Below are 18,860 nucleotides of genomic sequence, written 5' to 3' on the forward strand. Positions count from 1 at the left end.
CGTTAATTCAACTGTTCCTCCAAGCTCATTCCCAAGCTAATCGGTGATGCCATACCCTGATATTTTTCAAAACGCTTGTCCACATTTTTTTGGGCATCCTGAACCATTTCCCACGAATTTTCCTCACCATTTTCAAAAACATGCTTAAACCGATTTTCCAGCTGCAAATACCGTTCTATTCCAATGCTTGGCACCTCAGAATCCAACTGCAGAGTTGGCAATCCACTTATCGCCCTTTTAGGGTCGTTCCGATACAACAACCACTGTCCCGATACCACCGCCATTTTATGATACTTTGATGGGCTTTTCATATCGATACCGTGCGCCGGACTATGACAATAGCCAATGATCAAGGAAGGACCGTCATGCGATTCGGCCTCGACAAATGCCTTTAAGGTTTGTTCCTGGTCGGCACCCATAGCCACCGAAGCCACATACACATCATTGTAGTGCATGGCCAAAGCACCCAAGTCTTTTTTCTGTTTCCGTTTTCCAGTAGCGGCAAATTTTGCGGAAGCACCATAAGGTGTAGCTTTGGACATTTGGTTCCCTGTATTGGAGTAGACCTCATTGTCCAATACCAAAATATTGACGTTTTTCCCTGATGCCAACACGTGGTCCAATCCACCGTAACCAATATCATAGGCCCAACCATCACCACCAACAATCCATACGCTTTTCTTCACTAGACCATCGGCTATTCGAGCCAATTTGCGAGCCTCTGGCATTTTAACTTTCTCCAACAAAGACTTTAATGTTTCTACGCGATTCCGTTGTTCGTTGATTTCATGCTCCGTGGTTTGCTTCGCATTCAAAATATCCTGAATCATTCGGTCACCAACGAAGGCGGATACTCTTTGGAGCAATTGCTTGGCTTCAACTTCCTGCTGGTCCAATGACAATCGAAATCCTAATCCAAATTCGGCATTGTCCTCAAACAGGGAGTTGGACCATGCAGGACCTCTCCCCTCTTGATTTTGGGCCCATGGCGTTGTGGGCAGGGCTCCCCCAAAAATGGAACTGGCTCCCGTGGCATTGGCCACCAATGCGCGATCTCCAAACAATTGGGACATCAATTTTAAATAGGGAGCTTCTCCACAGCCATCCTCACCCATCGGATATTTGAACAAGGGTTCCTGCAATTGTTGCTGACTTACCTTGGTGTTATCAATTCTATGGCGGTCCACTTCTGGAATAGTTTCGAAGTAGTTCCAGTTTTTTCGCTCCTTTTCGATTTTGGTTTTACCCATCACCAAGGCCTTTGCCGGACATGCATCTATACAAGCGTTGCACGAAGTGCATTGATCAGGATTTACTTGAATGGTGTAATTCAGTAAATCCACATCCGCTAGAATGGTATCAATTTCTATAGCTTTCCAAGTCGATGGTGCTTCTAAAAGGGTTTGGTCATCGTACACTTTCATGCGTAACGCCCCAGACGGACAAGCCATACTACAGGCACCACATTGGGTGCACAAATCGGGCAACCATTCTGGAGTTTCCTCGGCAACCAGGCGCTGATTGTATTGTGATGTATTTGTGGGATATGTTCCATCCACGGGTATGGCACTTACGGGCACTTCATTTCCCTTTCCTACCAACAACTGACCTAAAAGCGTTTTTGAGAAATCTGCATCATCAGATAAAACACCTTCATTTGGTTTTATGGTGGTATCTACTTTCTGTAGTTGATTTTTGAACGCCTCGAACATGGAATTTTCGGCTATTTCGGGGTGAAAAGCCAAAAAGCTTGCGTGCAGTGGAGAGACCTTGGTGTTTTCTAGACTAAACTTTTTCACATCCTCTATATATAGGGAAACATCCTTCTGTTGAATCAATTTTTGGGTTTCCGAAGAAAGATTGTTCCATAATTGGGCTGGATTCTCTTTGGATTGAACCACAATAATGCCTTCTTGTTTGACCCGATGCAAAACGGTATCCTTTTCCAAAAACGCAACATCAGTACAGCCGATAAAATCAGCATTTGAGATAATGTATGGTGCCTTAATATGTTTAGGTGCAATGCGAAGGTTGGTCACACTTCGGGAGTTGGATTTTTTATAATCACATTCTTGGTATCCCTGTACAAAGCTGTCATTCTTACCAATCAACCTGATTAGGTTGTTGAAATGTGCGGCAGTTTCGTCTCCTTTGATTTCGTAAAAAAGTGCCTGGGTTCCCTTTTGCTGCAATTCCAATTTGGATTCCGAAAGACTCAGATGAGTCACATCATCCGTGATGCCTACTGTAAAATTGTTCTTTGGTTTTGGCTGTTTCAAGTTGTCCAGAATGGAATTCACCATGCTGGGTGTAAATTCTTTGGAACTCAAACCATAACGTCCCCCAACCATTTTGGGAAGCTTGGAGAATCTATTGCTCTGCGCCACAGTTTGCACCACATCTAAAAACAAAGGCTCGCCTGAGGAACCGGGCTCTTTAGTACGATCCAATACAGCAATCGCCTTGCAAGTTTTTGGAAGACCATTCATAAAGTGCTTCGCACTAAAAGGTCGATACAATCGAACCTTTATAAGTCCCGCTTTTTCACCTTGGGCATTCAAATGGTGTACGGTTTCTTCAATGGTCTCCGTTGCAGATGCCATAGCGATGATGACCTGCTGGGCTTCGGGATGACCTACATATTCATAAATCTTGTATTGGCGTCCGGTGAGCTTGGCGAAATCGTCCATTTTTTGCTGAACGATGGCTGGGCATGCATCATAATGGCTGTTCACCGCTTCCCTGCTTTGAAAGAAAACGTCAGCGGCTTGCGAAGTTCCGCGCAGCACTGGTGCATTGGGATTCAAAGCTCTATTACGATGGGCTGCCACCAAGTCAGCATTTAGCATACGACTGATGGTTGCATCGCTTACGTTTTCAATTTTGGACACTTCGTGGGAAGTTCTAAATCCATCGAAGAAGTGCACAAAAGGAATTCGGGATTCCAATGAAGCCGCTTGGGAAATCAACGCAAAATCCATGGCTTCCTGCACCGAGGCAGAGGCCAACATCCCGTATCCTGTACTACGTACAGCCATAACATCGCTATGGTCTCCAAAAACGGAAAGGGCGTGGGTGGCGACGGAACGGGTGGCCACATGAATGACATTGGGGCTGAGTTCCGCGGCTATTTTATACATGTTGGGCATCATCAGTAGCAAGCCTTGTGATGCCGTAAAAGTGCTGGTCAATGATCCGGTCTGAAGGGCTCCGTGCATGGCACCGGCCACTCCTGCCTCACTCTGCATCTCAAATGCGGAAGGAACATTGCCAAAAATATTTTTTTGTTGGTGGGCACTCCACTCCTCTACCAACTCGGCCATTTCCGAAGATGGTGTAATGGGATAGATGGGAAACACATCATTGATACGATACGCAATATGCGCAACGGCCTGATTGGCATTGGTAATGATATGTTGTTGTGTTTTCATGGGTGGAAGTGTGTGAAAGTTGGTTTGAGCTAAAAAGGAATAAGCCGCCCCAAAAGTTGGAAGCGGCTTATTTCAGGTCTCTTACTTTTCGAACTCGATAGTAACAGGAGTTGGGTTGGTGATCATGTCGAATACTGGAGAGAATTGCGATAAAGCTCTCAATTGCTCTTCAGAAGCATCAGACTTCACTTTGAACTTTACAGTGATACCGTTGTATCCTTTGCGAACTTCTGGGTCAAGACCCAAGAATCCGTGAAGGTCAACATCACCGCTCAATCGGGACTCCATTCCTTCAATTTCGATACCGTTTGCGGCAGCATGGTAAGCCATTGCTCCGGTCAAACAAGAACCAAGGGCGTGCAAAACGATCTCTGCAGGGTTTGGTGCTTGATCTTGGCCCAAAAGAACCTCAACGTGGTCAGCTTCCATAGTAAAGTTGTCTTTTCTAACGGGGTGCTCTTGACCTACACCGTAGTAATCTTGGATACTGGTCACACAGTGGCCACCGTCAATCCAGTTGTTCTTTGCCCTGAACTCGAAATTAGCCAAAGCTGGGTTCTCTTGTACTGCGTTGATAGTTTCTACCAACTGATCTACGTTTACTCCGTTTTTAATGTTTGCTGTTGTAATCATTGTTTTTAGATTTTAAAGATTAATTGATTAACATTTGCCATAGTAGATGCATTTGGCGTGCCAAAAAACATAATTAATTCTTTATCAACTAGTTACAATAATTTTAAGGCGTGGAAAGTATAACGAGATTTCGTTTATTTACGAGATTTCGTTATAAAAATTACGAGATTTCGTGAAACTACACCGGACGGACAATGCCCAATGCCTTTATTTTGGAAGTCAATGTGGTGGGTGGCATGCCCAAAAGTACCGCGGCACCTTTTTCTCCTGAAATTTTCCAACGGGTCTGCTTTAAGGCTTTCAGGATGTTCTCTTTTTCCAATTGAATCATTTCTTGGGCAGTGAAAATATGATCAGGTTCAACAAGGGCATGTCCCTCCACTACTCTGGGATTGGAATTAGGAATGATGAATGACCAATCAATCTCCCCATTTTGGGAAACAATCACCGCGCGCTCCACTAAATTTTGGAGTTCCCGAACGTTTCCGGGCCAGGCATATTCCTGAAAAAGCTTTTTTTGCTCTTGGGTCAGTTTTTTTATTTTGCGGTTCAGTTTGGTGGAAAAGTGTTCCACCATGGCATCGGCAATAAGGGAAACATCATTTCCTCGATCTCTTAGGGCCGGAATTTCAATGGGAAATACATTCAATCGATAATAAAGGTCTTCCCGGAATTTTCCTTCTTTTGAGAATTGCAGTAAGTCTCGGTGCGAAGCCGCTATAATCCGTACATCCACTTTTTGGGTGGTGGAGCTTCCCACGGGGTCGAATTCCCCTTCCTGAATCACCCGCAGTAATTTGGGTTGAAGGTCCAACGGCAATTCCCCAATTTCATCCAAAAAGATAGTTCCTTTGTCCGCCAATAAAAATCGCCCTTTTCTGCTGCTCGTAGCTCCGGTAAAGGCTCCTTTTTCATGACCAAAGAGTTCACTTTCAATTAAATTGGCCGGAATTGCCCCACAATTGATTCGAATCAAAGGGCCTTTGCTCCTATTGCTGGCGGCATGGATGGCGCGTGCCACCAGTTCTTTACCCGTACCCGTTTCCCCGTGAATCAGTACGGTAGCTTCTGTCTGGGCCACCTGGGCAATCAGGTCCAATACTTTTTTCATGGATTTATGCTGGGCGATAATGCCGTGATCGTTGGTCAGCTCCTTGATTTCTTCCTGCAAGTACTCCGTTTGTGTTTCAAGCGAGCTGATTTTATGTTCGGCCATCAAACGGTCATCAATATTGCGAAGAATCAAGGTATAAAACACTTCATTTTCGTCTCCGTAACTGCTCAGTGTACCTTCATGTAACGTTTCCTTTCCATCGGAGCCAATGACCTTGATGATTTTGGGCAAGTACGCATTCTTATTTTGCTCCGGGCTGGACTGTTTCGATTTGACCAAATTCTCCAATAGGTCAGCTCCAGCTTCATCCAAAAAGAACAGGACATTTCGCTGGAGCACTTCATCATTCTCCATGATGGCTTTGGCTGAATCATTGGCCAGAAGAATTCTAAAATTCCCATCGAACATAATAATGGCATCCATAGCACCATCAATAAGACCGGTCATCTTGGCATTGGCCAGTTCCACCTCCTTTTTGGATGAGGCCAATTGCTCTTGAATGACATCCAGTTCTCGATGTCTTTTGATAAGTACAGACATTATCCCTTTTACAAAGCCTTTGTCCGACTCCATTAAATTGGAAAAATGGGAAGTGGTTATCTTTAATACGGTAGTATTTTCCAAAGCGGTCACGGATACTGAACGTGGCTCTTCATCGATTAGCGCATATTCCCCAAAGCAATCCCCCTTAGACAAAAAGCCATAGGAATGGTCCTTGTCGTGTACTTTTACTTTCCCCTGTAGAATTACATACATAGCATCGCCAACATCACCTTTTTCAATAATGCGGTTGTTCTTGATGTACCGCTCAAGTTCAGAGGTTTTGCTCAGTTCCAACAATGAGCTCTTTTCCACTTCGGAAAAAAAGGGCACTTCGGATAGAAAATCCAGCAATTCGTTACGTTCGGTTGAAGTCATTGCACATGCTCAAAGGTTCTGCATAAAATAAATATAAAGATTTATGGAATAGTCCTTACATCTATCTTGTTTTTCTATAAATAAAATCGATAGGTTTTTATATTTTTATGGTTCAAATTTATAGTGCATGACCATTACCCAACTACAATACGTCCTGGCTGTTGCGGAGTATAAAAACTTTACTTTGGCTGCCGAAAAAAGTTATGTGACCCAGCCTACCTTGAGCATGCAAGTACAAAAATTGGAGGATGAGCTTGGTGTTTTGATTTTTGACAGAGGCAAAAAACCGATTACCATCACCGAAGTGGGCAAAAAAATAGTGGACCAGGCCAAGAATATTGTGGCCGAGGCGGAACGCATAAAAGATATTGTGGATCAGGACAAAGGGTTCATTGGTGGGGATTACACTTTGGGCATCATCCCCACGGTAATGCCCACATTGTTGCCCATGTTCTTAAATACCTTTATTAAAAAGTATCCCAAAGTCAATCTTATTATTAAGGAGCAATCCACGGATACCTTGATCAGAAATCTTTTGGATGGGCATTTGGATGCGGCAATTGCCGCAACACCCTTGGAAATAGAATTCATTAAGGAAAGACCGCTCTATTATGAACCGTTTGTGGGCTATGTACCACAAAACCACCGGTTAGCGAAGGAAGAATTGTTGACAACCGAACATTTGGATGTCAATGACATATTACTCCTTCAAGATGGGCATTGTTTTAGGGATGGGGTCATTAATCTATGCAAGTCCACTAAGAACATTCAGGGCGAACAGTTTAAAATTGAGAGTGGAAGTTTTGAAACCTTGGTAAGTCTTGCCGATGAAGGAATGGGCATGACCTTGCTCCCTTATCTGAACACCTTGCAATTAGATCCCAGCAAAAAAAGAAACCTTAAACCTTTTAAAAGTCCTTCTCCTGCAAGGGAAATTAGCTTGATCTATCACAAGAGCGAATTAAAAATTCAGATTACCGATGCATTACGGGAAGTGATTTCCAGCATTGTCCGTGGAGCCATCGCCTTTCAGGATGTGAAAATCATCAGCCCGCTGGCCAAAAATTAAAAGAGCCGCTTTCGCGGCTCTTTGATTATTTAAGGTTTTAATAGTAATAATGTGGGTTGTAATTCTGGCTTGTCAACTATATAAAATTGTAACCAGATCTTAAGTTCTTCAATTTCACTAGGTAATAACCAGGAAATAGCTTTTTTCAATTCTTTGGCGAAGAGTCTAGCATCAAAACTAACCTTTTGTAAGATTGTCTTGGTGTAATCTAACATTGCTCTGGGCATAGAAATTTGATTAAATTGATTAAGTGGTTGTGCATCTAATTTAGCAAAAAACTTGTTTGGATGATCATGATGGCAGTTAAAAATTAAATAATTTCGTGTTAAATTCGATAAAACACGCCATGTACCTGCCTCTCTTCCAGAAATTTAAATTCCTGACAATCATGGTTATAGCAGGACTTTTCTTACTTTTTGGATGTTCCTCTGTACGTACAACTTTAAACAACCAAATTCAGAATGAAGCTTTAAAAAATTCTTTTCACGGGTTGGTTGTCATGGATGTCAAAGCAAAAAAAACAGTTTTTGAACACAATGGTGATCGGTATTTTACGCCGGCCAGCAATACCAAGATTGCCACATTTTATACCTCGGCCAGATTATTACCCAAAAACATACCTACATTAAAATATGGCGTATATAATGATACCTTATATATAGAAGGTACTGGAGACCCATCATGGTTCCACCCCCGCTTGGCGGACAGTACCGCTATTCAGTGGCTTAAAAAACAAGGCTCATTGGCAGTGTTTACCAAAAATTCCAAAGAGTCTAGGTTTGGACCCGGTTGGGCCTGGGAGGATTATGATGCTTATTTCTCTCCAGAAAAAAGTACGCTTCCCCTCTTTGGCAATGTAGTAACCCTGTCCAATGTTAATGGAAAAAGCGTTTCTCCACAGTATTTTACAGACAAAGTTGAAATAAAGGATACCACTTTAAGGAGGGATGAACTGCAAAACCATTTTTATATTTCCCCAACAGAACAGGACACTTTGGAAATACCGTTTATAACCAACGATTCCCTTACAAAAGACCTATTGGAAAATGTGTTACGGACTAAAGTTGTCCTAACAGACCATTTTCCAAATGTGGAAAAAAGGACGCTTTATGGCATGGAAACGGATTCCATTTATAAGGACATGCTTTTTGAAAGTGATAATTTTTTGGCAGAGCAATTGTTGATGGTGGCTTCCTCAACACTATCTGATACCTTAAGCACCAAAAAAACGATTGATTATATGCTCGAAAATGATTTAAGTGATTTGGAACAACCTCCCCGATGGGTGGATGGTTCCGGTTTATCCCGATATAATCTCTTTACGCCAATGTCTTTTGTGCAAATCCTTCAAAAATTATTTGATGAAATGCCTGAAGAACGCTTATTTGCCATTTTTCCCATGTGGGATGCATCCGGAACAGTGAAAGCCTGGTCTGACCCAACCATTGAACCCTTCATTTTTGCAAAGTCTGGTTCTTTGGGGAATACTTACAACCTAAGCGGCTATCTCAAAACCAAATCGGGAAAATGGCTCATTTTTAGTTTTATGAACAACCATTTTAAAGTTCCCAGTTCAGATATACGAAATACCATTTACAGTACACTCAAGACGCTTTACAACAGCTATTGACCCAACAGCTTATTGATTTGGGCGTACTGTAGCAGCATAATGGTCTTGGCGTCCCGGATTTCTCCAGTTTTCATCATATTAAGAGCCTCCTGAAATTTCACTTCCAGCACCTCAATGTTTTCTGTTTCATCCTCGGCACCGCCCCCTTCGCTTATCTTCATGGCATCTTCGTACTTCCCGGTAAAAAAATAAAGGATTTCGGTTACTGAACCTGGTGACATATAGGCTTCAAAGACTTTTTTTACCTCATCAATTTTATAGCCTGTTTCTTCCTCCACTTCCATTTTAATGGTTTCCTCCGCATTGCCTTTCTCCAAAAGTCCGGCACAGACTTCAATCATCATTCCATCTTCATTTCCATTAACATAAGTGGGCATCCGAAACTGACAGGTTAATATTACTGTTCCCTTTTTTGCGTTGTATAGCAGAATGGCGGCACCATTACCGCGGTCATAGGCTTCACGATGTTGGGTTTCCCAGGTGCCATCAGGACGCAAATACTCATAGGTAAACTTATTCAGCGTATACCAATTATCAGAAAGCAGTTCCTTTTTAATGTTTTTGATATGATGGTTTTCCAATGGTCGATTTTTTAATCAAAAAAACCATGCCTCTTTATTTATGAATAGAAACATGGTCCATTATTAGTTTTCTTATTTATTGAAGGCTAGAGACTCCATCGATTTCCAACTTCCGAAACCGGTTTGCACGGTTCATAATTTCCCGGTATGGGGTCATAGCTCAGTACGTTTTCCCCTATTTCCTCGGAAGTAAAAAAAGCCCAAATGGCCATGGATTTTAATCCTCTATAAAATCCAATAGGTTCCTGTTCACCTACTGCAGTTCCCCAAACCCCGGGATTGAATTTCCCTGAATCTGCCTCAGCTTTTTTCAAGACAGCAATTCTATCACTTTCGCTCAAATCGATGAAAACAGCACCGTATTTCTCCTCACAATCGGCATTAAAAGCTGCAATTTCAGACCGCATGTGTTCCCGGCCTTCGGCATCGTAGGTTCTTGCAATGACCTTGTCCATGAAGATGTCCGATTTTACATCCAGCGCTCCTGGGGTATCGGTGCGGGGCAGAATCATGTCCACCAAAAGTGAAACGGTTTTCGCCTCATCCTCAGTGAAAAACTCCGGTTGCCAATCCAGACGTTTTTCCTCCTTACACGATTGCAAAATGGACAGCATGGTGGGCATCATAAGGGTAGCCCCTGCCAACAGTCCGGTTTTTTGTAATGCTTTTCTCCTATCCATCTTTATAGATTTTGTTTTTTGAGTTCAGAAACGGCATGGTCTGCCGCTCTGGCCGTAAGGGCCATATAGGTCAGTGACGGGTTTACACAGGATGACGACGTCATACAGGCTCCATCGGTGACAAATACGTTTTTGGCCGCATGCACTTGGTTGAATCCGTTCAACACCGATGTTTTAGGATCCCTGCCCATGCGAGCCGTACCCATCTCATGCACGCCATACCCTGGTGGATGTTCGTTGTCGAAACCTAAAACATCCTTAACGCCTGTCGCTTCAAGCATCTCAACGGCATCTTCTTGGATCTGTTTGTTCAAGGCTTTTTCGTTCTCCTTAAATTCAGCATCGATGGTCAAGGTGGGCTGCCCCCATTTGTCCAAAACATCGGTATTTAGGGTAATCTTGTTTTCGTGATACGGCAAACACTCCGCAAATCCGGTAATAAAAAACTCCCATGGACCCGGTTTTAAAATGCTGTCCTTGTATTCAGCTCCAAACGATTCTGTATTGGCAGCGTTTCCACCGCGATGAGCTCCACCTTGGTAGCCAAATCCGCGCACGAATTTATCCGATTTTGATGCTTCGTCAATATTGACATACCGGGGGATATAAATACCATTGGGTCTTCGACCTTTGTAATATTTATCATCAAAACCCTCAACTTTTCCAAGAGCACCCACCCTATAGGTATGGTCCATAAGATTGTGTCCCAATTCCCCACTGTCATTCCCCAGACCATTTTCAAATCGATTGGATTTGGAATTCATCAGGATTTGTGTTGTGCTCAGTGCCGAGGCATTTACAAAAATTATCTTGGCAGAATACTCAATGTCCTCATTGGTCTCCGCATCAATGATGCGAACTCCGGTGGCCTTTCCTTTTTGATCATCGTAAATCACGGATTGCACAATGGAAAACGGCCTAATCGTCAAATTTCCAGTGGCATTTGCTGCGGGTAAAGTGGTAGAGTTACTGCTAAAATACGCCCCAAAGGGACAGCCCCTACTACACCTGTTTCTGTACTGACATTGCCCTCTCCCGTTGTGGGGCTGGGTAAGGTGCGCCACCCTGCCGATAGTCATATTTCTACCTTTAAACTGCTTTTCTATTCTGGATTTAATGTGCTTTTCAACACAGTTGAGCTCCATGGGCGGAAGAAAATGGCTGTCAGGTAGTTGGGGAAGTCCCAAAGCCTCACCACTTATTCCCGCAAACTTTTCCACATAGGTGTACCACGGCTCAATATCTTTATAGCGAATGGGCCAATCCACTCCGTGACCATCTTTGGCGTTGGCCTCAAAATCCAAATCGCTCCAACGGTAGGTCTGTTTTCCCCACAAAAGGGATTTACCCCCCATTTGATGACCGCGAAGCCACAGAAAAGGTTTTTCTTCGGTATAGGGGTTGGCTTCATCATCGGCCCAAAAATGCTCGGTGTCCGTTCCAATCCATCCAGATCGGATGGCCTTGTAGTGTTTTTCCTTTTGTTCAGGGGTGAGTCCACCGCGAAGTTCCATGTCCCATGGATCCAGGTTCATCGTGGGATAATCCACCACGTGTTCCACAATCTTTCCGCGTTCAAGCACCAAGGTCTTCAACCCTTTTTCACACAATTCCTTTGCCGCCCATCCACCACTGATTCCCGATCCAATGACAATGGCGTCATAGGTAACGTCCTTCTTGGCGTCGATATTAAAATTTGCCATTAATATGTTTGATGAAAGTTAATTTTCAATCAATATAGCTATTAATAGCTTTTAGGACAAAAGAATTGTGTATTGCATACATTTTTAACTTCTTTGAGCGAAAAAGTGATTTTGTACGTTGAGCGTTTTGAGACTTAAAATCTATTATCGCCATCCAACAAATCGCCAATACCGCCTAAAATACTGCCTTCACCCTTATCTTTTCCACCACCTTTTGGGGCAGCCGCCCATACTCTACTGGCCAATCGGCTAAAGGGCAGGGATTGGATATACACAGTACCGGGACCTCTTAGCGTCGCAAAGAACAATCCTTCACCACCAAAAACGGTATTGCGAATTCCACCTACAAACTCAATGTCATAATCCACGGTTTGTGAAAATCCAATAATACATCCCGTATCCACTTTTAAGGTCTCTCCGGCGGCCAATGTCTTTTTGGCCATGGTACCACCTGCATGGACAAAGGCCATACCATCGCCTTCCAGTTTTTGCATAATAAAGCCCTCACCACCGAAAAAGCCTCGACCCAAACGTTTGGAGAATTCAATACCCACGGAAACACCTTTTGCGGCACATAAAAAGGCATCTTTTTGGCAGATGAACTTTCCGCCTTTTTCAGAAAGGTCAATAGGAATGATCTTACCGGGATAGGGTGAAGCAAAACTTACCTGTTTTTTGCCGTGTCCAACATTGAGGAAAGCGGTCATAAAGAGGCTTTCTCCCGTAAGCAAGCGTTTACCTGCCGAAAAGAGCTTCCCCAATACCCCAGAATCTTGATTGGATCCATCTCCAAAGATGGTATCCATTTTAATATCGGTATCCATCATCATAAAACTACCGGCCTCGGCCACAACGGCCTCTTGCGGGTCCAGTTCTATCTCCACATATTGCATTTCCTCGCCGTAAATGTGGTAGTCTATTTCGTGTGCGTTCATTTTTTGATTGTTTTTTATGTATACCCAGCTTGACTGGATATTTTGTTACTCTATTTATCTGTTGATTTGTTTGGGGTTTTGTTACAGCGATATCAGAAAAAGAGACTTCAAATCTCAACCCTTTGCCTTTTACCCTCTCACCCCTTCACCTTCACCGTCCATTCAAAATGAAAAGTAGAGACCTCTGCCCCATCCTCATTAACCCCAACGGATTTCATCCAACAGGTTTGCCCTTCGCCCGTTTCAATGGTTTTCTGAATGGCTTTGGCTATCAAATGACCCTCATCACAAGTGAAAACTATTCTTGCCGTGGCCTTTTTGGTAAAAGTGGCTTTGTTATTAGCCACCAACATAGAGATTTTTTTACCGCTTTTCTGGATTTCGTTCATCACCAAAGCACCCGTACTTAACTCGGCCGCCATACCCTGCACGGCCCAAAACATAGATTTAAATGGATTTTGATTGAACCATTTGTACTTTACTGTAGTCACTGCTCTATTTTGGTCAATAGCCTTGAGTCGAACGCCGCTCCACCAAGCCGACGGTAGGTTAAAAAAGGTAAATGTATTGATTTTACTGGGTGTAAGCGCCATATCATGAATTTAAGAGTTCTAAAAATAGTCAAAATAACAAGGACTTCAATATGTTAAATAATTGTTAATTTATAGTACTTTGTTTTGCATAGTACTGTCTTTTGGATATATATTTGCATCGTAAGCTAATAGGTAAACTAATTTTATTCGCAAATCATCAATCAAAAATGGCTACAACATTAACCAAACACGAACGAAATTTATCCGCGATAATTCACGCGTCCACCTTTTCAAAATGGTTCATTCCTTTTGGTAATTTTATTTTACCCTTGATTCTGTGGACTGCCAATAAAAAGGAACACAAGTTTGTGGATTATAATGGTAAGCAGGTGCTGAACTTTCAAATGAGTATGCTTCTCTACTCCATTGTAGCTGGTTTGATCAGCATACCCTTCTTCATTGGTTTTTGGCCCGATGCATTAGATTGGGACCTTTTTGGAATCCACAGGTTGAGTGATTTTAATGATATAAACATTAGTATCAGTAGCGACGATTTTAAGTTTGGTCGTCTTTTTTGGCCTGCAGGCATAAGCGGCGTGATTCAAGTTGGGCTGGCCATAGTTAATATTGTGTATACCATTCTGGCAACCATACGGACCAACGAGGGAGAGACATTTCGATATCCCTTGACCATAAAATTCATCAAATAAGCATATATAGGAGTTTAATCATCAATCAAAAAAAGAAAAAACATCAATCAAAAATCATCAATCAAAAAACGTTTCCACTCCCCTGCTCATCACAGGGGACTGGAGTGGAAACAAAAACGAACAGTTAAACAGATACCGAACCCGGTTCGGCTAAATTAGAACCATGAAGTTATGAACATAGAAAACACAAAAGCACAGATGCGCAAAGGGGTTCTGGAGTACTGCATCTTGTCCATCCTAAAGGATGACGACAAGTATGCCTCCGAGATTCTTGAGGCCCTTAAAGACGCCAAGATGTTAGTAGTGGAAGGTACCATATACCCTTTGTTGACGAGGTTGAAAAATGCAGGTTTGCTCAACTATCGTTGGGAAGAATCCACCTCGGGACCTCCCCGAAAATACTACGCCCTTACCGAAACAGGTCAATTGTTTCTCAATGAACTCAACGGTACTTGGGATGAACTTAGAAACGCAGTCAATCTGGTAACCAACACAAAATAAGTATCAAAAATGAACAAGACAGTAAATATAAATTTAGCCAATACGCTCTTTCACATCGATGATGATGCGTATAACAAGCTGAGACGATATTTGGAGTCCATAAAAAGGTCTTTTTCCGGCACACCGGGAAGCGATGAGATCATCGCCGATATCGAGGCTCGCATAGCCGAACTCTTTTTAGAGAAAATGGAAAACGAACGGCAGGTCATCACGCAAAAGCAGGTGGACGAGGTCATCAACGTCATGGGACAACCTGAAGACTATATGGTGGACGAGGACATCTTTGAGGATGAACCCAAAAAGACCTATGCCGAACCAAGGCCAAGAGCCAAAAAGCTCTATAGGGACATTGACGAAAAATACATTGGTGGTGTTTGTGCCGGTCTGGAACATTATTTAGGTTTTGACGCCCTTTGGATTCGGTTGATCTTTATACTTTTGGCCGTTTTCACTGGATTTGGCCTGATTGCCTACATTTTACTTTGGATCTTGGTCCCAGAAGCGGCCACCACCTCGCAAAAATTGGATATGCGGGGAGAGCCTGTCAACATCAGCAATATAGAACGCAAGGTTAAAGAGGGGTTTGATGATGTTGCCGACAAAGTAAAAAACGTTGACTACGAAAAAGTGGGCAACAAGGTCAAAAGCAGCTCCAAGACCTTTTTTGATGCCATAGGGGATATTATCATGTTCCTGTTCAAAGTATTTGGCAAGTTCATTGGCATCTTGTTGATCATAATAGGTGCAGCAACGCTTATTGGGTTGTTCATAGCACTCTTTTCTGTGGGCATGCTGAATGCCGTGCATTTTCCCGGAGTGGATTTTTATGAGATTGTGGGAACCACAGGTGTGCCTGTTTGGGTACTTTCAGTCCTCCTGTTCTTTGCCTTTGGTATTCCCTTCTTCTTTCTGCTCTATTTGGGCCTCAAGATATTAGTGAACAACCTAAAATCCATTGGGAACATTGCCAAGTTTTCATTGTTGGGACTTTGGTTGATATCCATTGGTATTCTTTTTGCCCTTGGTATAAGGCAGGCTGCTGAGTTTGCCAATGTAGGCAGTGTCAATGAGCGGGAAGAAATGGTGATGGTTAACCCAAAAGATACCCTGGTCATTAAAATGAAGGATTCTGGATACGACCACAACATGGAAAACATGCACTTTGGTAGAATGTCCTTTACCTATGACGAAAACGATAATAAAATATTGATTTCGGACGATGTCCACATCAAACTGAGAAGGTCCATGGATTCCTTGGTCCAGATCAATATCCGAAAAGATGCACACGGAAGTACCCTGCTTGCCGCAAGGGAAAGGGCCAAAGCCATTGCCTATGGTGTTTCGGTTACAGGGAATGAAATCATTGTTGATGAACACCTCGTTACCGATATTTCCAACAAAGCCAGAGATCAAGAAGTGACCACAACCATACACATTCCCAATGGGAGTGTGGTTCGGTTTGATGAATCCACTAGGGGCCATGTGTCCAGCGGCATCCTTAACGATAAGGGGTATTACCGTAGTGGTATTATAGGCTACACTTGGATAATGGGTGATGACGGCGAACTAAAATGTCAAGACTGTCCCGATGAACCTGAAGATACTGACGAAGAAGAGGGTGGAAAAATCATCATTAATGAAGATGGTGTGGACATCAACCTTAAAGATCGTGAGGATTCCTTTGAGATGAAGATTAATGAGGATGGGATTAAAGTAAAGGCAGGAGAGAAAAACAACAATTGAGACCCTTTATTCAACAATTGGGCAAATAGTAATTCATATAAAGAATAGTAATAACGAATTTCGAATCAATCATTAAAACAACAATCATGACAACACTAGCAAGATTAGCAATCGCAGCACTATTTTCACTTTTTGCTTCGTCCTGTATGTTCGATATGAACTTTGGTGACGGCAAAAGAGGAAATGGTGAAGTAGTAGAAGAAAGTAGAAACGTTTCAGAGGATTTTACCGAAGTATCAGCTTCGGAAGGCCTTGATGTATTTGTGACCCAGGACCAGGAATACAAGATAACCGTTGAGGCAGATGAAAACATCATAGATTTGATCGGAACTGATATCAGGGACGGAAAGCTTAAAATCCACGCTATTGAAAATATTGGAAGAGCCACTAAAAAAGTCTATGTTTCCCTTCCTAACATTACTGCATTGAAGAGTTCCAGTGGCGCGGACCTTATTGCACAAAATGTTATCGAGTCCGAAACCTTGGAGTTGGATGCCAGCAGTGGTTCTGACCTGCAGGTTGAAGTGGTGGCCCGTGAGATTTCCGCCGATGCCAGCAGCGGTGCGGATATTCGTCTTTCTGGAAAGACAGACATGCTCTATGCCGATGCCAGCAGCGGTTCGGATATCAAGGCTCGAGATCTTATGGCCAAGACGTGCAATGCCGATGCCAGTAGCGGAGCAGATATTTCCGTGAATGTTTCAGAGTCTTTGGTGGCCGATGCCAGCAGTGGAGCTGACATATCCTATACCGGGGAAGCCAACGTTCAGAAAAAGAAATCGGTTTCAGGTAGTGTGCACAAATATTGATTCAAACAGCACGTGTATTCTTAAATATTTTTTTCAGTTAATTAGGATTAAAGGTCCGGATATTTACCGGGCCTTTTTTCATTTAACACATCCTTAATTTTATAGGCCTATTTCTAAATATTTGTTAAAATTATTTGTACCTTATTAAGGGAAATGTAGTCTAACTCTAAACTAACAACTATGAAGAAAATATTGGGATTGGCCATTTTGATGTTGATTTTAATCTCGGCCACAAGATTTACAGCTCCAAAACCTGACAACATGCATTCCATTGAAGGTACATGGGAGTTGATCAGTTTTTACAGTTATGATGATGGTGTGAATGTCTCGGATACCATGCCCAAAGCAGATGGGTACCGCCAAGTAAAAATGTACTACAACGGCAAGGTCATGTGGTCTAGATATGTACCCAACGACAACAACGGAAGGTTTGGTTATGGTTCGTATTATATCACAGACAACGAACTCCACGAGACCATCATATATGGAGATGCCGAAATGATGAAGGCCTTGGACACATTAACCGAATTTGTTTTTGAACTTGATCTGCAAAGTGACACCTACAGTCAAATAACCTTAGATGAGGACGGAAACAAAACTTTCTCTGAAAATTACAGGCGCATAGATTAAAGTTAATTGAATTGGTATGTACAAAAAAGGTACTGGAATTTTCAGTGCCTTTTTTCTTTTAGATGATACCTGTTTTCCAAGGAACTACGGTACCATTGTACAAAGCATCCAAACCCATCTGTACACAAATTGCTGCTTTTGCTCCTGTCTCCACACTTGAAATGGGTTCCTGATTATTTACCACAGCGCTTTCAAAATCCATTAAGGCCTGTTTTGTTGGGTCTAAATGATCCATTTTAATTGGAATCCCTTTTTGTTCATCCCATTCAAGAGTTGCGCCTGAGACCCCATCAACCTCACCCAATTGTTTGTTTTCCTCTGACTTTTCCGGATAGAACCAAGCATTGGAATATCCTAGGGTAATGGTGCCCTTGTCTCCCAAAATTTTAATTTGGTAATCATCCTTGGCATTGCTGGTCAAACAGGTAAACTTGGCCCTGACCCCATTGGGATAGGTATAGATCATGTGCACATTGTCATAAGTTTCCCTGCCATCCTTCCAATAATCAATGCCCCCCTCTCCAATAACCCTCAAGGGCACAGCATCCAAAATCCAATTGGCCAAATCCAGTTGGTGCGAACAGAGTTCCGCTAACAAACCTCCTGAAAATTCTTTGTACATACGCCAATTGATGGCTCTTTCATACTTTGGATTAGGCACAGGTCGGCGCCAATCGGCATTCCGGTTCCATTGACAAACAATGTCCACTACCCTACCTATTTTTCCATCCTTAATAAGGTCCACCACATGGGTATAAAGCCTTGAACTGTGGTATTGGTGCCCAGTTTGAAACACCGTATTTGCATTTTTGGCCGCTTGGACCAGATTTTGAATCCCATTGAACCCTTTGGCCATTGTTTTTTCGCAGTAAACATGTTTCCCAGCATCAAGAGCATCCATTGCAATCTGTTCGTGGGTACTGAAAGGTGTGGAAACAATAACGGCATCTATGTCCTTATTGTCCAGTAATTTTCTATAATCTGAATACCCCTTTACCTTCGTGTTTGCTTTTTTCATTCCACTCTCCAATCGGAAAGGGAGCACATCACAACAACCCATAACCTCAAGTCCGGGAATTTCATTCATCAAGGAAATAAGCCCTCCACCTCTATCACCGGTGCCTATAACTCCTATGGTAATTTTGTTGGAGAAAGATGGTGTTAAAACTCCAGCTCCCAGGGTAGATACTCCGGCTAGGGCCACTCCACTAGTTTTCGCAAATTCTCTCCGTTTCATTCA

General features: G+C 42.7%; 16 protein-coding genes. 7 read left to right on the forward strand and 9 right to left on the reverse strand.

The genetic code is table 11. From position 1 onward, the window contains the following. Window positions 1–2: 2 nt before the first annotated feature. The 3 genes from FG28_RS19200 to FG28_RS20330 form a co-directional block, all read right to left on the reverse strand. The gene (locus FG28_RS19200; protein ID WP_051947499.1) at window positions 3–3,431 is read right to left on the reverse strand and encodes a 4Fe-4S binding protein; all 3,429 of its coding nucleotides are present in this window, start codon (window positions 3,429–3,431) and stop codon (window positions 3–5) included. A gap of 81 nt (window positions 3,432–3,512) precedes the next feature. Then, window positions 3,513–4,064 (reverse strand): OsmC family protein, encoded by a 552-nt coding sequence (locus tag FG28_RS19205; RefSeq protein ID WP_036385672.1) that lies wholly within the window; start codon window positions 4,062–4,064, stop codon window positions 3,513–3,515. A gap of 178 nt (window positions 4,065–4,242) precedes the next feature. After that, window positions 4,243–6,096 carry a sigma 54-interacting transcriptional regulator gene (locus tag FG28_RS20330; protein WP_051947501.1) on the reverse strand — a complete coding sequence of 618 codons (1,854 nt, stop codon included), beginning with the start codon at window positions 6,094–6,096 and terminating at the stop codon, window positions 4,243–4,245. A gap of 127 nt (window positions 6,097–6,223) precedes the next feature. Here FG28_RS20330 and FG28_RS19215 point away from each other — a divergent pair, with 127 nt between their 5' ends. Together FG28_RS19215 and FG28_RS19225 are read left to right on the forward strand one after the other, a co-directional pair. Further along, window positions 6,224–7,165 carry a LysR substrate-binding domain-containing protein gene (locus FG28_RS19215; RefSeq protein WP_036385674.1) on the forward strand — a complete coding sequence of 314 codons (942 nt, stop codon included), beginning with the start codon at window positions 6,224–6,226 and terminating at the stop codon, window positions 7,163–7,165. A gap of 388 nt (window positions 7,166–7,553) precedes the next feature. Continuing rightward, window positions 7,554–8,795, forward strand: a complete 1,242-nt coding sequence (locus FG28_RS19225; protein ID WP_036385678.1) for a D-alanyl-D-alanine carboxypeptidase/D-alanyl-D-alanine-endopeptidase — start codon at window positions 7,554–7,556, stop codon at window positions 8,793–8,795. Here the strand turns inward: FG28_RS19225 and nudK are convergent. The 5 genes from nudK to FG28_RS19250 all read right to left on the reverse strand — a co-directional run bounded on the left by nudK (window position 8,789) and on the right by FG28_RS19250 (window position 13,287). Beyond that, complete coding sequence (gene nudK, locus FG28_RS19230; RefSeq protein WP_036385680.1) at window positions 8,789–9,376, reverse strand: GDP-mannose pyrophosphatase NudK; 588 nt, start codon at window positions 9,374–9,376, stop codon at window positions 8,789–8,791. The genes FG28_RS19225 and nudK overlap by 7 nt on opposite strands. 86 nt (window positions 9,377–9,462) lie before the next feature. Further along, complete coding sequence (locus FG28_RS19235; protein WP_036385682.1) at window positions 9,463–10,056, reverse strand: gluconate 2-dehydrogenase subunit 3 family protein; 594 nt, start codon at window positions 10,054–10,056, stop codon at window positions 9,463–9,465. Between the two features lie 2 nt (window positions 10,057–10,058). Continuing rightward, on the reverse strand, window positions 10,059–11,759 hold the full coding sequence (locus FG28_RS19240; protein WP_036385684.1) for a GMC oxidoreductase: 1,701 nt from the start codon (window positions 11,757–11,759) through the stop codon (window positions 10,059–10,061). 134 nt (window positions 11,760–11,893) lie between these two features. Next, window positions 11,894–12,694, reverse strand: coding sequence for a TIGR00266 family protein (locus FG28_RS19245; protein ID WP_036385686.1), 801 nt, complete (start codon window positions 12,692–12,694; stop codon window positions 11,894–11,896). Between the two features lie 137 nt (window positions 12,695–12,831). Then, a complete protein-coding gene (locus FG28_RS19250; RefSeq protein ID WP_036385688.1) occupies window positions 12,832–13,287 on the reverse strand; it encodes a DUF4442 domain-containing protein in 456 nt (151 codons plus the stop codon). A 167-nt stretch (window positions 13,288–13,454) separates the two neighbouring features. On the opposite strand from FG28_RS19250, the gene FG28_RS19255 reads away from it, so the two are divergent. The 5 genes from FG28_RS19255 (at window position 13,455) to FG28_RS19275 (ending at window position 17,620) form a co-directional block, all read left to right on the forward strand. Then, the gene (locus FG28_RS19255) at window positions 13,455–13,937 is read left to right on the forward strand and encodes a DUF4870 domain-containing protein (protein ID WP_036385691.1); all 483 of its coding nucleotides are present in this window, start codon (window positions 13,455–13,457) and stop codon (window positions 13,935–13,937) included. A gap of 171 nt (window positions 13,938–14,108) precedes the next feature. After that, window positions 14,109–14,438, forward strand: coding sequence for a PadR family transcriptional regulator (locus tag FG28_RS19260; protein WP_036385693.1), 330 nt, complete (start codon window positions 14,109–14,111; stop codon window positions 14,436–14,438). A 9-nt stretch (window positions 14,439–14,447) separates the two neighbouring features. Beyond that, entirely contained in the window at window positions 14,448–16,181 is a 1,734-nt protein-coding gene (locus tag FG28_RS19265; RefSeq protein WP_036385696.1) for a PspC domain-containing protein, read from the forward strand. An 86-nt stretch (window positions 16,182–16,267) separates the two neighbouring features. Continuing rightward, window positions 16,268–16,990, forward strand: coding sequence for a head GIN domain-containing protein (locus FG28_RS19270; RefSeq protein WP_036385698.1), 723 nt, complete (start codon window positions 16,268–16,270; stop codon window positions 16,988–16,990). Window positions 16,991–17,170: 180 nt separating this feature from the next. Further along, a complete protein-coding gene (locus FG28_RS19275) occupies window positions 17,171–17,620 on the forward strand; it encodes a hypothetical protein (RefSeq protein WP_036385700.1) in 450 nt (149 codons plus the stop codon). A 58-nt stretch (window positions 17,621–17,678) separates the two neighbouring features. On the opposite strand, the gene FG28_RS19280 is transcribed toward FG28_RS19275, so the two are convergent. Further along, window positions 17,679–18,857, reverse strand: a complete 1,179-nt coding sequence (locus FG28_RS19280; protein WP_036385702.1) for a Gfo/Idh/MocA family protein — start codon at window positions 18,855–18,857, stop codon at window positions 17,679–17,681. Window positions 18,858–18,860: the final 3 nt, after the last annotated feature.

This window comes from Muricauda sp. MAR_2010_75, assembly GCF_000745185.1.
Lineage (GTDB): Bacteria > Bacteroidota > Bacteroidia > Flavobacteriales > Flavobacteriaceae > Flagellimonas.

Coding starts and splice junctions, on each gene's coding strand:
- FG28_RS20330 (WP_051947501.1), bottom strand. CDS start 6,096: ATGACTTCAACCGAACGTAACGAATTGCTGGATTTTCTATCCGAAGTG.
- FG28_RS19265 (WP_036385696.1), top strand. CDS start 14,448: ATGAACAAGACAGTAAATATAAATTTAGCCAATACGCTCTTTCACATC.
- FG28_RS19240 (WP_036385684.1), bottom strand. CDS start 11,759: ATGGCAAATTTTAATATCGACGCCAAGAAGGACGTTACCTATGACGCC.
- FG28_RS19245 (WP_036385686.1), bottom strand. CDS start 12,694: ATGAACGCACACGAAATAGACTACCACATTTACGGCGAGGAAATGCAA.
- FG28_RS19205 (WP_036385672.1), bottom strand. CDS start 4,064: ATGATTACAACAGCAAACATTAAAAACGGAGTAAACGTAGATCAGTTG.
- FG28_RS19225 (WP_036385678.1), top strand. CDS start 7,554: ATGGTTATAGCAGGACTTTTCTTACTTTTTGGATGTTCCTCTGTACGT.
- FG28_RS19250 (WP_036385688.1), bottom strand. CDS start 13,287: ATGGCGCTTACACCCAGTAAAATCAATACATTTACCTTTTTTAACCTA.
- FG28_RS19200 (WP_051947499.1), bottom strand. CDS start 3,431: ATGAAAACACAACAACATATCATTACCAATGCCAATCAGGCCGTTGCG.
- FG28_RS19260 (WP_036385693.1), top strand. CDS start 14,109: ATGAACATAGAAAACACAAAAGCACAGATGCGCAAAGGGGTTCTGGAG.
- FG28_RS19270 (WP_036385698.1), top strand. CDS start 16,268: ATGACAACACTAGCAAGATTAGCAATCGCAGCACTATTTTCACTTTTT.
- FG28_RS19255 (WP_036385691.1), top strand. CDS start 13,455: ATGGCTACAACATTAACCAAACACGAACGAAATTTATCCGCGATAATT.
- FG28_RS19235 (WP_036385682.1), bottom strand. CDS start 10,056: ATGGATAGGAGAAAAGCATTACAAAAAACCGGACTGTTGGCAGGGGCT.
- FG28_RS19215 (WP_036385674.1), top strand. CDS start 6,224: ATGACCATTACCCAACTACAATACGTCCTGGCTGTTGCGGAGTATAAA.
- FG28_RS19275 (WP_036385700.1), top strand. CDS start 17,171: ATGAAGAAAATATTGGGATTGGCCATTTTGATGTTGATTTTAATCTCG.
- FG28_RS19280 (WP_036385702.1), bottom strand. CDS start 18,857: ATGAAACGGAGAGAATTTGCGAAAACTAGTGGAGTGGCCCTAGCCGGA.